At 69.4% G+C, this 14623-nt stretch carries 15 protein-coding genes; 8 read left to right on the forward strand and 7 right to left on the reverse strand.

The window, feature by feature from the left end; genetic code table 11:
• Positions 1-141: 141 nt before the first annotated feature.
• Together ppk2 and Ato02nite_RS23130 are read right to left on the reverse strand one after the other, a co-directional pair.
• Positions 142-1092 (reverse strand): polyphosphate kinase 2, encoded by a 951-nt coding sequence (gene ppk2 / locus Ato02nite_RS23125; protein WP_213008675.1) that lies wholly within the window; start codon positions 1090-1092, stop codon positions 142-144.
• A gap of 31 nt (positions 1093-1123) precedes the next feature.
• On the reverse strand, positions 1124-2542 hold the full coding sequence (locus Ato02nite_RS23130; protein ID WP_213008676.1) for a CYTH and CHAD domain-containing protein: 1419 nt from the start codon (positions 2540-2542) through the stop codon (positions 1124-1126).
• A 124-nt stretch (positions 2543-2666) separates the two neighbouring features.
• Between Ato02nite_RS23130 and Ato02nite_RS23135 the strand changes: the two genes are divergently transcribed.
• Positions 2667-2834, forward strand: a complete 168-nt coding sequence (locus Ato02nite_RS23135) for a hypothetical protein (RefSeq protein WP_213008677.1) — start codon at positions 2667-2669, stop codon at positions 2832-2834.
• On the opposite strand, the gene Ato02nite_RS23140 is transcribed toward Ato02nite_RS23135, so the two are convergent.
• The 3 genes from Ato02nite_RS23140 to Ato02nite_RS23150 form a co-directional block, all read right to left on the reverse strand.
• Positions 2835-3155: a hypothetical protein gene (locus Ato02nite_RS23140; protein ID WP_213008678.1), complete on the reverse strand. Its 321-nt coding sequence runs from the start codon at positions 3153-3155 to the stop codon at positions 2835-2837. It lies immediately after the preceding gene.
• Positions 3156-3262: 107 nt separating this feature from the next.
• A complete protein-coding gene (msrA, locus tag Ato02nite_RS23145) occupies positions 3263-3919 on the reverse strand; it encodes a peptide-methionine (S)-S-oxide reductase MsrA (protein WP_213008679.1) in 657 nt (218 codons plus the stop codon).
• A 48-nt stretch (positions 3920-3967) separates the two neighbouring features.
• Positions 3968-4381, reverse strand: a complete 414-nt coding sequence (locus tag Ato02nite_RS23150) for an HIT family protein (protein WP_213008680.1) — start codon at positions 4379-4381, stop codon at positions 3968-3970.
• 24 nt (positions 4382-4405) lie between these two features.
• Between Ato02nite_RS23150 and Ato02nite_RS23155 the strand changes: the two genes are divergently transcribed.
• Genes Ato02nite_RS23155 through ilvA form a run of 3 tightly spaced genes read left to right on the forward strand, consistent with a single transcriptional unit; the run spans position 4406 to position 8178 of the window.
• Positions 4406-5557, forward strand: coding sequence for a cystathionine gamma-synthase (locus Ato02nite_RS23155; protein ID WP_213008681.1), 1152 nt, complete (start codon positions 4406-4408; stop codon positions 5555-5557).
• 20 nt (positions 5558-5577) lie between these two features.
• A complete protein-coding gene (locus Ato02nite_RS23160; protein WP_213008682.1) occupies positions 5578-6936 on the forward strand; it encodes an amidase in 1359 nt (452 codons plus the stop codon).
• Between the two features lie 21 nt (positions 6937-6957).
• A complete protein-coding gene (gene ilvA, locus Ato02nite_RS23165) occupies positions 6958-8178 on the forward strand; it encodes a threonine ammonia-lyase (protein ID WP_213008683.1) in 1221 nt (406 codons plus the stop codon).
• A 29-nt stretch (positions 8179-8207) separates the two neighbouring features.
• Here the strand turns inward: ilvA and greA are convergent, their stop codons facing one another.
• Together greA and Ato02nite_RS23175 are read right to left on the reverse strand one after the other, a co-directional pair.
• On the reverse strand, positions 8208-8702 hold the full coding sequence (gene greA, locus Ato02nite_RS23170) for a transcription elongation factor GreA (protein WP_203802573.1): 495 nt from the start codon (positions 8700-8702) through the stop codon (positions 8208-8210).
• 119 nt (positions 8703-8821) lie between these two features.
• Positions 8822-9241, reverse strand: a complete 420-nt coding sequence (locus tag Ato02nite_RS23175) for a DUF4307 domain-containing protein (protein WP_246607319.1) — start codon at positions 9239-9241, stop codon at positions 8822-8824.
• 87 nt (positions 9242-9328) lie between these two features.
• Between Ato02nite_RS23175 and mca the strand changes: the two genes are divergently transcribed.
• The 4 genes from mca to Ato02nite_RS23195 form a co-directional block, all read left to right on the forward strand.
• Positions 9329-10216 (forward strand): mycothiol conjugate amidase Mca, encoded by an 888-nt coding sequence (mca, locus tag Ato02nite_RS23180; RefSeq protein ID WP_213008685.1) that lies wholly within the window; start codon positions 9329-9331, stop codon positions 10214-10216.
• The gene (locus tag Ato02nite_RS23185) at positions 10204-10566 is read left to right on the forward strand and encodes a hypothetical protein (RefSeq protein ID WP_438873064.1); all 363 of its coding nucleotides are present in this window, start codon (positions 10204-10206) and stop codon (positions 10564-10566) included. Before mca ends, Ato02nite_RS23185 begins: the two co-directional genes overlap by 13 nt.
• Positions 10567-10815: 249 nt before the next feature.
• Entirely contained in the window at positions 10816-13359 is a 2544-nt protein-coding gene (locus tag Ato02nite_RS23190; protein ID WP_246607320.1) for an EAL domain-containing protein, read from the forward strand.
• A 39-nt stretch (positions 13360-13398) separates the two neighbouring features.
• A partial coding sequence (locus tag Ato02nite_RS23195) for a thioredoxin domain-containing protein (RefSeq protein WP_213008687.1) occupies positions 13399-14623 on the forward strand: 1225 nt, incomplete at its 3' end.

A 14623-nucleotide genomic window follows, 5' to 3' on the forward strand; every position in this document is an offset into this window, starting at 1 on the left:
GGTTAGACAAGCTGTCGAGGACAGCGGCTAGCGGACAGCCACCTCACGAGTCCCGTTGCTATCCAACTTTGGACCACCTCCCTTCACGTGTACGGCCACGGTAACCAGCTGATCCGTCCCGTGCCAACGCTTTTTGAATCACTACAGCCGCGGGAATACGCGGGGGGACGAGTCGGTGCCCTCCACCGCGAGCGCGGCCGGGCCGACGATCAGCGGGTCGGGGCGGCCGACCACCTCGTGATCCTTGTTCTCGTAATCGAAGCGGCTCAGCACGTGCCGGATCGCCTCGAGGCGGGCGCGCTTCTTGTCGTTGCTCTTCACCACCGTCCACGGTGCGTCCGCGGTGTCGGTGTAGAAGAACATCGCCTCCTTGGCCTCGGTGTAATCGCCCCACTTGTCGAGCGACGCGAGGTCCATCGGGGAGAGCTTCCACTGCCGGACCGGGTCGACCTGGCGGATCGCGAAGCGGGTGCGCTGCTCACCCTGGGTGACCGAGAACCAGAACTTGATCAGGTGGATGCCCGAGCGCACCAGCATCCGCTCCAACTCGGGGGTCTGCCGCATGAACTCCAGGTATTCGGCGCGGGTGCAGAAACCCATCACCCGCTCGACGCCGGCCCGGTTGTACCAGGACCGGTCGAACAGCATGATCTCGCCGGCGGCCGGCAGGTGGTTGATGTAGCGCTGGTAATACCACTGGGTGCTCTCGCGCTCGTTCGGTTTCTCGAGCGCCACCACCGACGCGCCGCGCGGGTTCAGATGCTCCATGAACCGCTTGATCGTGCCGCCCTTGCCGGCCGCGTCCCGGCCCTCGAACAGCACCACCATCCGCTCACCGGTGTCCTTGCACCAGTTCTGCAGCTTCAGCAGCTCGATCTGCAGGAGCCGCTTGTGATGGTCGTACTCGCCCCGGGGCATCCGCTCGTCGTACGGATAGTCCTCGCGCCAGGTGTCGACCGGGCTCCCGTCCTCGTTGAGCAGCACCGGGTCGTCGTCATCGTCGTCCGCGACCCGGTATCCGCCCAGCGTCGTGACCGGTCCGTCGTACGGCTGGGTGATCTGATCGTCCTGGAACTCCGCCTCCACGTGCATAACGTGAGTTCATACCCTGCTCAGGTGAACTTCAGCCGATCCACTTCCTAAGCTTTTTCTTTCGCGAGGACTCGATCACCACCGGCAGCTCGGCGTACGTGTCCTTGCCGACCTGCTCCTGGCGCGCCCACAGCACGCCGAACCAGAAATTGTCCGGCCCGAGCTCGTGCAGAAGCTCCCGGGCGACCACCGAGTCCTGGTGCGCGCCGAGCACGTCCTGGAGGTCGGTCAGCGCGTCGACCAGCTTCTTTCCGGGTTTCCCGGCGGCGAACACCTCCACCGCGTACCGGGCGCGCTTGTAGGCCTTGCGGGCCTCGTGCAGCTCGGCGTCCTCGCCGTCGGCCAGCGCCTGGTCGAGCAGGCGGTCGGCCTTGGCGAGGCTCTTCGCGGCCCGTTTGACGGGGTCGGGCTCGCCGCCGCCGGGCAGCTCGGCGAGCTGGTCGACGCGGTCGAGCAGGGCCAGATAACGCTCGCTCTCGAGGGCCTCGTCGAGTGCCGCCCGGCCCTGCTCGACCTGGTCGTCGAGGTACTGCCGGATGCGGGTCGCGACCTCGGCGAAGTGCTCGCCGGACTCCTTCACCCCGGCCAGCAGCTTGCCCTTCTGCACCTGGCCGTCGCGCACCTGGCCGAGCAGATCGGCGAGCCACTTCAACTCGTCCCCGACTTCTTCGAAGCCGGGAAAAGACCGCTTGAAGGTCTTCAGCGTGCTGCGCAGGCGCCGGGTGGCAACCCGCATCTTGTGTACGGACTCCGGGTCGCCCTGCCGTACACCCGGGTCGTACCCGGTCAGGGCTTCGCGCTGGTCCCGGGCGTACGCCTGAACCGGGTTTTTGATCTTGGGGGTTTCCTTCTTGCGCAGGCGGCCGTCGAGAGCCCGCGCGACCTTGGACGGGCCGGTGGCCGGGGTGGCGCCGGCCCGGAACAGCAGCCGCTCGACCGCATCGAGCACCTTGGCGTCCCCGTCGACCAGCTCGACCTCGATCTCCTGCCAGCGCTGCTCCGTGCCGTCGGACTCGGCCCGCACCTGGTCCTGGGCGACCAGCGCGAGGGTGCGGCCCTTGGCGTCGCGCAGCGGCGTCTCGATCCGGTGGGTGCGCAGGCGGGCGACCGGTTTCAGGTCCGCCCGGCGGCTGAAGGCCCGGACCTGGCCGTGCAGCTCGGCGGGAACGGTGTTCTCGTCGCCGCCGTCGAGCGGAACGCGATGCTCGGTGCGGCTCGCGCCGGCGCCGGGGGTCTTCAGGTGCCAGCCTGCGTCGCCGCCACCGGTGCGCCGGCGCAGAGTCCGCCGGTTCTGCATCAGGGTCAGGTCGTCGGTGTCGAAGTACGTGGCGTCGAGATCGTGCGTCTCGGCACCGGTGATGTCGCGAATCCCGGCCGTACCCACCAGCGAAGGCAGTACGAAGCCGTCCGGGACGTCGTATTTACGCTCGGTTTCGCTGGCGATCTCCATCAGTCCATGTTGCCTGAGCGGAGGCCCGCGACACACACCAATCGATTGCCAGCTTTCGCACAGGATCGTCTCAGTTTCTGCTGCCACTGTTGAGGGCCGGTTCGCTACCGCCAGGAGGTAACTCATGGAGAAGTCCGACCGTCGCCCGGTTTCGCTGACCGGCCTCGGCCTGATCGGCGCGGGAGCCGTGCTCGGCCTGGCCCTCGCAGCGCCGGCCTCGGCCGCGCCGTCCGACGCTCCGCGTCCGCCCGCGCCGACCGCCTCGCCGAATGCCGACAAGGATCAGCGGTAACTACCGCAGGCTGCCGCGATTGCGCAGATAGAGCGCCCGCGAGTAATTCGCGGTGGCGGCGCTGAAATACATGGTCGCGAGCCCGACGTGAAAGCTGTTGTCGGTCAGCGCGTTCTTCGCGTTCGCCGACCCGGACCAGCGGATCTCGGCGTCCGAGGCGGAGATGCCGCGCCGCTCGCAGCGCAGCCGGTTCATCTCCTTGCCCATCTTCCAGGTCTCGAGGGCGGCCTCGGCCTGACGCATCATCTTGCCGGCCTGCTCGGTGAGGGATTCAGCGAGAGCCCAGGCGGCTCGCTCCTCCTCGTTGTGGAAAGTCGGCATGGTGGCACCTCCCGGGGTGGGTGGGGATCACTCCCAGTGTGCGAACCATGTAGGGATATGTCGATCTTTTTCAACCGGGGGCGTGAAAACGCCCCCGGCGACTTGCTCTAGACCTTCGCGACGCCGACCGGGCAGGTCATGCCGTTCGGGCCGTGGTTGCAGTAGCCGTACGGGTTCTTCGCGTCGGACAGGTACTGCTGGTGGTAGTTCTCGGCGTAGTAGTACGTCGAGAGCGGCTGGATCTCGGTGGTGATCTGGCCGCGGCGGGCCTTGGTGACCACCGGCTGGAAGGCCTCCAGGGACGCCTTCGCGGTCGCCAGCTGCGCGTCGGTGGTGGTGTAGATCGCCGACCGGTACTGGGTGCCCACGTCGTTGCCCTGGCGCATGCCCTGGGTCGGGTCGTGGTTCTCCCAGAACGCCTTCAGCAGGTCCGCAAAGGCGATCTTGCTGGGGTCGTAGACGACCTGGACCACCTCGGCGTGACCGGTGGAGCCGGAGCACGCCTCCTCGTAGGTCGGGTTCTTGGTGAAGCCGCCGGCGTAGCCGACCGAGGTCGAGTACACCCCGGGCAGCTGCCAGAAGATGCGCTCGGCGCCCCAGAAACAGCCCATGCCGAACACCGCGACCTCGTGGCCGGCCGGCCACGGGCCCTTGAGCGGGGTGCCGAGCACGGTGTGCTGGTCGGCGACCGGCATCTCGATCGGGCGGCCGGGGAGGGCCTGGTCGGGGGTGGGCAGCTCGAGCTTCTTGTACCGCAGGAACACGGTCACTCCCTTCGTCTGCCTGGTGTAACGCAGAAGGTTAGGCCGTCCTTACCCGAGCTCTGCGGCGATCTTGGCGGCGTATTCGGTCGCCTCCTCGTCGCTCGCGTATTTGGTTCGGGGCCAGAAGAAGCCGCGCAATCCGTCCCCCTTTGTCCGTGGCACCACGTGGGTGTGGAGGTGGGGGACCGACTGGGACACAATGTTGTTGATCGCGACGAAGGTGCCGGCCGCACCCAGCGCTTGCGGCACCGCGGCGGCAACCCGCTGAACGAGTCCGAAATATCCGGGCAAATCGGTAGGCGACAAGTCGGGCAACGTGATCACGTGCTGGCGAGGGACCACCAGGACGTGCCCCTTGAACACCGGGCGCGTATCGAGGAAGCCCACTCCCTCGGGAGAATCGATCACCTTGAAAGCGGGTACCGACCCCGCCACGATCGCACAGAACACGCAGTCCGCCACCAGGTGAGACTAGCCTTGCGCAGCATGACGGCTAACAGCTACGGCTTCGACACCCTTGCCATCCATGCCGGCCAGGATCCGGACCCGCGAACGGGCGCGGTGGTGCCGCCGATCTACCAGACGAGCACCTACGCCCAGGACGCCGTCGGCGCACCACGCCTCGGATACGAGTACGCCCGCAGCGGCAACCCGACCCGCGACGCCCTCCAGGAGTGCCTCGCGGCGATCGAGGGCGGCCGGCGCGGCCTCGCCTTCGCGAGCGGCCTCGCGGCCGAGGACACGCTGCTGCGCACCGTCTGCCGCCCCGGCGACCATGTGGTCATCCCGGGTGACGCGTACGGCGGCACCTACCGCCTGTTCGCCAAGGTCGCCGAGAACTGGGGGCTGGACTGGACCGCCGTCCCGCTCGACGACCTGGACGGGGTGCGCGCCGCGTTCCGGCCCGGCGTGACCCGGATGATCTGGGCCGAGACGCCGACGAACCCGCTGCTGAACATCGCCGACATCGCGGCGCTGGCCGGTCTGGCCCACGAGTACGACGCGCTGCTGACCGTGGACAACACGTTCGCCTCGCCGTATCTGCAGCAGCCGATCGCGCTCGGCGCGGATGTCGTGGTGCACTCCACCACTAAATATCTGGGCGGACACTCCGACGTGGTCGGTGGTGCCCTGGTCATCGCGAACGACGAGCTCGGCGACCAGATCCTCTTCCACCAGAACGCGATGGGTGCGATCAACGGACCGTTCGACGCCTGGCTGACCCTGCGGGGCATCAAGACCTTGGGCGTACGGATGGACCGGCACTGTGACAACGCCGAGCGCATCGTCGGTTACCTGAACGAGCACTCCGCCGTGGAGACCGTCTACTACCCGGGTCTGGAGTCGCACCCGGGTCACGAGACGGCGGCCAAGCAGATGCAGCGCTTCGGCGGCATGGTGTCGTTCCGGGCGGCCGGCGGGATGGAGGCCGCGATCGACATCTGCAACCGGACGAAACTGTTCGTGCTCGCGGAGTCGCTCGGTGGAGTCGAATCGCTCATCGAGCACCCGGGTCAGATGACACACCTGTCCGCTGCGGGCTCACCGCTTGAAGTCCCCGCCGATCTCGTGCGACTGTCTGTCGGCATCGAAAGCGTTGACGATCTGCTGGCCGACCTGGAGCAGGCGCTCGGCTGACCTTACATACGGAGCGAGGCATGTCGGACGGCACGAGCTGGGTGGGGGCCACGGCGAAGCAGATCTCCCGGGCGGTGCGACGCGGTGACGTGTCGGCCACCCAGGTCGTCGCCGAAACGCTGGAGCAGATCGCCATTTCGGACCCGTCGCTGGACGCGTTCCGGGTGGTCCGCGAGGGCGAGGCGCTCGCCGAGGCGGAGAAGGTCGACGACCAGGAAGATCTGGCCAACCTGCCGCTGGCCGGGGTACCGGTCGCGGTGAAGGAGAACACGGCCGTCGCCGGCCTGCCCACCTGGGGCGGGTCGGCCGCCGCGCGCGGCCCGGTCGCCGAGGTGGACCACGAGGTGGTCCGCCGGCTGCGCGGGGCCGGCGCGATCGTCGTCGGGGTCACCCGGATGCCCGAGATGGGGCTGTGGGCGGTCACCGACGACGCGGACGTGCCGACCCGCAACCCGTGGGACCGCGACCGGACGCCGGGCGGCTCGTCCGGCGGTTCGGCCGCGGCGGTGGCGGCCGGGCTGGTGCCGATCGCGCAGGGCAACGACGGGCTCGGCTCGATCCGTATCCCGGCGGCCTGCTGCGGGCTGGTCGGCCTGAAGCCGGGCCGCGGTGTGATCCCGGCCGAACTGGGCATCGACGGCTGGTTCGGCCTGGTGGAGAACGGCGTGCTGACCACCACGGTGGCCGACGCCGTGCTCGGCTTCTCGGTGCTGGCCGGCCGTGAACCGGCCAAACTGGTCGAGCCGCCGAAACTGCGGGTCGGCATCTCGACCCGGTCGCCGGTGGTCGGCGTCCGCCCCGACGAGCCGAACCGGGAAGCCGTCGCCACCGCGTCGAGACTGCTGGTGCAGGCCGGCCACGACACCGTCACCGCCGATCCGCGCTACCCGACCTCGCTGGGCCTGCGGGTGCTGGCCACCTGGTTCGCCTCGGCCTACCGCGAGTCGCAGCAGCTGGACGTGTCGAAACTCCAGCCGCGCACCCGGCAGCACGTCCGGCTCGGGAAGTGGGCGTGGAAGGCCGGGCTGGTCAAGCAGGCCCACCGGGACGCCTGGCGGGAGGCGTCGATCAAGTTCTTCGCCGACCACAACGTAGACCTGCTGGTCACCCCGGCGCTGGCCGCGGCTCCGCCGCCGGCCGAGCAGTACTCGACCGGTTCCTGGCGGCACAACATGCAGGCCAGCATGCGGTACGCGCCGTACGCCGCGCCGTGGAACGTGGCCGGTCTCCCGGCCATCGTGGTGCCGATCGGCGTGCGCCCCGACGGTCTTCCGCTGACCGTGCAGATCGTCGGCCCGCCCGACTCGGAACTGCTGCTGCTCGCGGTGGCCGGCCAGTTCGAGGTGCTCAACCCCTGGCAGCGTCACGCCTTCGGGTGAGCGGGTGGCACGATCGCAGTCATGGACCTCCTCTCCCTCGCTGATGTCGAAGCGGCTCGTGAGCTGATCAGCGGGGTCGTCAAGAAGACCCCGCTGATCCCGTCCCGGTTGCTCGCCGAGATCACCGGGGTGCCGGCCTGGCTGAAGTGCGAGAACCAGCAGCGTGCCGGGTCGTACAAGGTGCGTGGCGCGTACACCCGGATTGCTCGTCTCTCGGACGCCGAGCGCAAGCGCGGCGTCGTCGCCGCGAGCGCCGGAAATCATGCGCAGGGGGTGGCGCTCGCCGCCGGACTGCTCGGCGCGCGCTCCACGGTTTTCATGCCGGAGGGCGCGCCGCTGCCGAAGGTCACGGCGACCAGGGGGTACGGCGCGGCGATCGAGTACGCCGGTACCAGCGTCGACGACGCGCTCGACGCCGCACATCAGTTCGCGGCGGAGACCGGCGCGGTGCTGATCCACCCGTTCGACCACCCGGACGTGATCGCCGGGCAGGGCACGGTCGGCCTGGAGATCCTCGAGCAGTTGCCGGAGGCCGCCACGATCGTGACGGCGACCGGCGGCGGCGGGCTGATCTCCGGTCTCGCGGTGGCGGCCAAGGCGCTGCGGCCGGACATCCGGATCGTCGGGGTGCAGGCCAGCGGTGCGGCCGCCTATCCGCCGTCGCTGGCCGCGGGCGCGCCGGTGAAGCTGGACCGGGGTGTCACGATCGCCGACGGCATCGCCGTGCTACGGCCCGGGGATCTCACCTTCGCGCACGTCAGCAAGCTGGTCGACGAGATCGTCACGGTCACCGACGAGGACCTGTCGGCGGCGCTGCTGGTGCTGCTCGAACGGCACAAGATGGTGGTCGAACCGGCCGGCGCCGCGGCAGTGGCGGCGCTGCTCACCGGGGCCTGCGTGGTGCCCTCGACCGGGCCGGTGGTGGCGATCCTGTCCGGCGGCAACATCGACCCGATGCTGCTGCTGCGGGTGATCGAGCACGGGCTGGCGTCGGCGGGCCGGTTCCTGCGGCTGGCGGTGCGCTGCGACGACCGGCCCGGGGCGCTGGCGCGGCTGCTCGGCGAGATCGCGGACCAGCGGGCCAACGTGGTCGACGTGTCGCACTCGAGGCAGAGCCCGCGGCTCAGTTTCGGGGAGGCCGAGGTGGCTCTCTCGGTCGAGACTCGCGGGCCGGACCACTCCGCGGCGCTGATCAGCGCACTGCGGGGGTCGGGCTATCGGGTGGACCCGCTCAGCTTCTGAACGGGCCCGTCACCTCGTTCTCGAGGAGGTCAGCCCTCGAAGGCGCCGAACTTGACCACGGTGACCTTGATGTCGGCGCCGCTCGGGGCCGTGTAGGTCACGGTCTGGCCGGTGCTGCTGCCGAGGATGGCCTTGCCGAGCGCCGACTCGGGGCTGTAGACCGTCAGGTCGGTGGTGGAGGAGATCTCGCGCGAGCCGAGCAGGAAGGTCTCGGTGTCGCTCTTGTCGTTGTCGAAGTAGATCGTCACGACCGAGCCGGGCTGCACGGAGTCGGCCGCCTGCGCCTCGCCGACCTCGGAGTTGCGGAGGAACTCCTTGAGGTATTGGATGCGGCCTTCCTGCCGGCTCTGCTCCTCGCGAGCGGCGTGGTAGCCACCGTTCTCCCGCAAGTCGCCCTCTTCGCGGCGCGCATTGATCTCCGCGGCAATCGCGGGCCGGCCGGCGATCAGCTCGTCAAGCTCGGCCTGCAGCCGGTCGTGAGCGTCCTGAGAAAGCCAAGTCTTGGGCGCCTCTGAACTGGACACGGTCGATCTCCTTGCTGGAACGGGGAAACGCTCAACATCGTCGTTGCATGCTGAACGGAGCGAATCACTAAGCTTACCAGCGGTGCGCACGGGGCCGGATTTGCTCAATCTTGCACCGATCAGGGCGCCGGGTGACACCCGACCACATCACCGACCGACCCCCGTTCGGTGGTGGTCACCGCCTCCTCCGCCTCGATCGTGGTCTCGCCCGCCGCGGCGCGCACCACCACCGTCCTGCGGCCGATCTCGTTGCCGCCGTAGTCGCGGGCGCGCAGCACACACTCGGTGGCGCCGCCGGCCGGGACCCGTACGGTGAACTTGATCGTCATGACCGTGTCGCTGGGCTCCGCCCAGCCGACGATCTGCGGTTGGTAGTCGGTCTCGCCGTACCTCTGGTAGAGCTTGATCGAGATCAGCACCGAGACCGCGACGACCAGCGCGAGGGCGATGATCGGCCCCGCCAGTTTGCGGCGGCCGTCGCGCCGGCGCCCGTAGCGGCCCGGTGGGAAGACCGGGGTTGTGGTGTGCGTCTCGCTCACCTGACGACCTCTCATGCGTTTCTTGTCGGTGGGATCGGCCAGAATGGCAGGGTCCATCTTCGCAGCAGGCTGCAGGGAGAGTTTCACGTGACCGAGCAGATGCGTCTCATGGCGGTGCACGCCCACCCCGACGACGAGTCGAGCAAGGGCGCCGCCACCATGGCCAAGTATGTGGCCGATGGCGCAAAGGTCCTGGTCGCGACATGCACGGGTGGGGAGCGCGGCAGCGTGCTCAACCCGAAGATGGACCGCCCCGAGGTGCTGGCCGACATCACCAACATCCGCCGGGCCGAGATGGCCCGGGCGCGCGAGATCCTCGGCGTCGACCAGGCGTGGCTCGGCTTCGTCGACTCGGGCCTGCCCGAGGGCGACCCGCTGCCCCCGCTGCCCGAGGGCTGCTTCGGCCTGCAGGACCCGGAAGAGGCGGCCAAGCCGCTGATCAAGCTGATCCGCGAGTTCCGCCCGCACGTCATGACGACGTACGACGAGAACGGCGGTTACCCGCACCCCGACCACATCATGTGCCACAAGGTGTCGGTGGTGGCCTTCGAGGCGGCCGGCGACCCGGAGAAATACCCCGAGCTCGGCGAGCCGTGGCAGCCGCTGAAGCTCTACTACAACTCCGGCTGGACGCGGGCCCGGATGATCGCGCTGCACGAGGGCATGCTGGCCGCCGGGCTCGAGTCGCCGTACACGGAGTGGCTGGAGAAGTGGTCCGACCGTGACGACCGCGGCGACAAGATCACCACTCGGATCGAGTGCGGGGAGTATTTCCATACCCGCGACGACGCCCTGCGCGCGCACGCCACCCAGGTCGACCCGGACGGCTTCTGGTTCCGCATCCCGCTGGAGCTGCAGCAGAAGGTGTGGCCGACGGAAGACTTCGAGCTGGTCCGTTCGCTGGTCGACAGCCCGATTCCGGAGTCCGACCTGTTCGCGGGCATCCACGAGTCGGCAGTACGATCCGAGGTGTGAACCTCTTCGCGGTCAACAACTTCGGCGACACCCGGTCCGGCGGTCTGGCCGGCCCGATGGGCCTGTTCGTGATCGTGCTGCTGGTCATAGCGACTGTTCTGCTGATTCGCAATATGAATAAGCGCTTGCGTCGGCTTCCCGACAGTTTCGCGGACGCACAGCCGACACAGCGTGAAGCTGAGATCGCGCGCCTCAATGCGGACCTTGAGCGCTCCGACGAGGCACCGGCCGACGCGAAAGTCGACCAGGATCGATCGGAAGCTGCTACCACCGCTACGGAACACGAGGTCAAAGGCATTACTACTCATAGTGATGCCGCTCCCGCGGATGGCGACCAGCGCCGCGTTTAACCACGTCGCAGGGTATTCATCACCCTCAGTGGACACCACTCTCCGTATTGGTCTGACAAAAGGCCGCCACGGGTCGTGCGTCAACCCTTGTTGTGTTCATCAGGATTGATTTAGCCTTCCGCCGGGGGTCCCAACGACCCCCGACCCTGCGCGGAAGGGGGCGCTCGAAATGACCACTCCCCGCCCCCGGCTTTCTCCCCTGCAGATGCACGTGCATCCGCGTGTGCCGCTCGTGAACAGGGACAACTCGTGAGCGCCCCGCCGGTCGCCGGGACCGGAGTCCGTCGATCGTGGATCGAGGCGGCGGGTCTCGCCGGCCGTTCCCGAGCCGTCCGCGCGCTCACCGCCGCGGTCGTCGGAGTGGCCGTTCTGGTGGCCGTCGGCGGCGTCCTTCTGCCCGTCCCACGGCCCGCCGATCGTCCACTCTCGGTAATGGCCGGGGTGGGTCTCGCGGCTCTTCTCGTGGCCGCCGGCCAACTCGCCCGCCTTCGGTTCCGGCTCGGCCGCGGCGTCGTCTCCGTCTCCTGGGGCGAAGCCGCGTTCATCATCGGCTTCGTTGTGGTGCCACCCGGCTGGCTGCCGCTGGCCACCCTGGCCGGCGCGGTCCTCGCCTGGGCGGTTCTGTCCTGGCTGGACGAACACCACAACATCGCCGAGGTGGCGCACCTGGCCGCCTCCCTGTCGCTCGGCGCGGCCGGTGCGGCCACGGTGGCCCGGCTGGTCGGCGGCGACGCTCCGGTGCTGAGCATGCGCACCCAGGTCGCCCTGGTCGCCGGCGCGCTCACCTACCTGCTGATCACGTTCGGGCTGGCGGCGCTCACCCTCACCCTGCACCGCGACGCCGCCACCGGTCAGATCTTCGCCCGCATCCCGTACGCCAAGATCCCGATGGTCGTCGGAAACGTCCTGGTCGGTCTCGGCGCGGTGTTCACCCTGGTCCGCGGCCCGGTCTGGCTGCTCGCCTTCGTGCCCGGCCTGTGGCTGCTCCAGCGCACCTACCGTTTCCACCTGCGCGCCGAAGAGGAACGCCGGATGTGGGAGGCGTTCGCGGCGGCGACCTCCTCGCTGCCCGGCGGCAGCGAATCCCAGGTGGCCGCGGCCGGTTTGCGTGGCGCGCTCGACGTCTTCGGTGCCCGCCGGGTCGAGATCGACGTGCGCACCCCCGACGGCGAACACCGCTACACCGAGGACGGCCCCGGCCTGGACAACCTCCTCGCCGGCCTGCCCGGCCCGGCGATCACCCGGTCGATGGCGGTGGCCGGCGAGGTCGTCGGCGAGCTGACCGTCTGGCTGGCCGAGCCCACCCTGCCCGCGCCCCGCGACGAGGCCGCGATCTCCGCCTACGGCGACGCACTCGCCGCGGCGCTGCATGATGCGGCGGCCAACGTGCAGGTCGCCGAGCTGCGCGAACAGGCCACCTACAACTTCATCCACGACCAGCTCACCGGCGTGCTCAACCGGGCCAGCCTGCTCGCCGACGGCGACCGCATGCTGCGCGGCCTCGACCGTGACCAGCACGTGGCCCTGCTGCTGCTCGATGTGAACGGCTTCCGCGAGGTCAACGGCACGCTCGGGCACCGCTGCGGCGACGAGGTGCTGGGTCTGATCGCCGAGCGGCTCGGCGAGCTGTCCCGCGACTCCGAACTGGTCGCCCGGGTCGGCGACGACGAGTTCGCGCTGCTCATCCCCGCCATCGCCACGCTCACCGACTCGGCGACCCCGCTGCGCGAGACGCCCAGCCCGCTGCCGCTGGCCATCCGCCGGGCCCGCGAGCTCGGCGAACACATCGGCCAGCCGATGGAGATCGCCGGCGTACGCCTCGCCGTGGAGATCGCCGTCGGCGTCGTCGTGGCCCGGGCCGGCCAGGTGGAGCTCGCCGAGATGGTGCGCCGCGCGTCGCTCGCCCTCGACCAGGCCAAACAGCAGGAGGTGGCGGTCGCCACCTACGACACCAGCCAGGACGTGCTGACCACCGACGAGCTGGCCCTGCTGGCCGAGCTGCAGGACGCTCTGGCCACCGACGACCAGATCGTGCTGCACCTGCAGCCGGCGGTCGACCTGATCACCGCGGCCCCGAGCGGCGTCGAGGCCCTGGTCCGCTGGCGCCACCCGCGCCGCGGCCAGCTCTCCCCGAACGACTTCATCCGCACGGTCGAGCACACCGAGCTGCTCACCCCGTTCACCCACCGGGTGCTCGACCTGGCCCTGTCCGCCGCCGCGTCGTGGAACAACGCCGGCGTCGACCTGCCCGTCTCGGTCAACGTGTCGGCCCGCAGCCTGCTCGACCCGGCCTTCCCCGGCCAGGTGGCGGACGCCCTGCGCCGTCATCGCACCCCCGCCTCCCGCCTGGTCCTGGAGATCACCGAATCGGTCGCCGTGAGCGAGCAGGCCATCGTCGACGACGTCCTGGCCGCCCTGCGCGACGCGGGCGTGCAACTCTCCCTCGACGACTTCGGCACCGGTTACTCCTCCCTGGCAATAGTTACGAGAGCGCCGGTCGACGAGATCAAGATCGACCGCTCCTTCGTGGACGATATGATCGACTCCCCGGCCGCCGAGGCCGTGGTCCGCGGCGCCGTCGAGCTGGGCGCACGCCTGGGCGTGCGAGTGGTAGCCGAGGGCGTCGAGACAACGGAGCAGCGTGCGGCCTTGATCGCGCTGGGCTGCCCGGCCGCCCAGGGCTACCACTTCTGCCGCCCGATGCCCTCCGACCGCATAGTCCAGGCCCTGACCCAGCTGGCCGAGGCGGCCCCGAACAACATCCGCCCCCTACGCGCCGACGACGCCTCCTGACCACCGCGCGGCCGATCCGGCCGCGTGAGAAGGTGGGGTATGGCCAATCGCCTCGCTGATGCGACCTCGCCCTATCTTCTGCAGCACCGGGACAACCCGGTCGACTGGTGGCAATGGTCGGAGGCAGCGTTCGCCGAAGCCCGGCGGCGAGACGTGCCGGTGATCATCTCGGTGGGTTATGCGGCCTGCCACTGGTGTCACGTCATGGCACACGAGTCCTTCGAGGATGACGGCGTGGCCAAGGTGATGAACGACGGGTTTGTCGCGATCAAGGTGGATCGGGAGGAACGGCCGGACGTCGATGCCGTCTACATGACCGCCACACAGGCCATGAGTGGGCAGGGCGGCTGGCCGATGACCGTCTTCGCCACGCCCGACGGTGAGCCCTTCTTCTGCGGGACCTATTACCCCAAACCCCACTTCACCCGGCTTCTCGAGTCCGTCGGCACCGCGTGGCGGGAGCAGCGCGAGGAAGTGCTCAAGCAGGGCGCGGCGGTCGTACAGGCGATCGGCGGCGCTCAGCTGGTCGGTGGGCCCACCGCGCCGATCTCGGCGGAACTGCTCTCGGCCGCGGCCGCCGGGCTTTTCAAGGACCAGGACCGGACGTACGGCGGGTTTGGCGGCGCGCCGAAGTTTCCGCCGCACATGAGTCTGTTGTTCCTGCTCCGGCACCATCAGCGGACCGGTTCCGCGGAAGCGCTCGAGGTGACCCGGCACGCCGCCGAGCAGATGGGGCGGGGCGGCATCTACGACCAGCTGGCCGGTGGGTTCGCCCGGTACGCGGTCGACGCGACCTGGACCGTTCCGCACTTCGAGAAGATGCTCTACGACAACGCGCTGCTGCTCCGGGCGTACACCCAGTTGTGGCGACTCACCGGTGACCCGTTCGCCAGGCGCATCGCCGACGAGACCGCCGAGTTCCTGCTTCGCGACCTGGGCACGCCGGCCGGTGGGCTGGCGTCGGCGCTGGACGCCGACACCGACGGGGTCGAGGGGCTCACCTACGCGTGGACGCCTGCCCAGCTCGTCGAGGTGCTGGGGGAGGAGGACGGTCGCTGGGCCGCCGACCTGTTCCGGGTCACCGACAAGGGCACGTTCGAGCACGGCAGCAGCGTGCTGGTGCTCGCCCGGGACATCGATGCCGCCGAGCCGTCGCTGGTCGCGCGCTGGCACGGCGTACGGGAAAAGCTGCTGGACGCGCGCAGCAAGCGTCCCCAGCCGGCCCGCGACGACAAGGTCGTCGCCTCCTGGAACGGTCTCGCGG

The organism is Paractinoplanes toevensis (genome assembly GCF_018332695.1).
Lineage (GTDB): Bacteria > Actinomycetota > Actinomycetes > Mycobacteriales > Micromonosporaceae > Actinoplanes > Actinoplanes toevensis.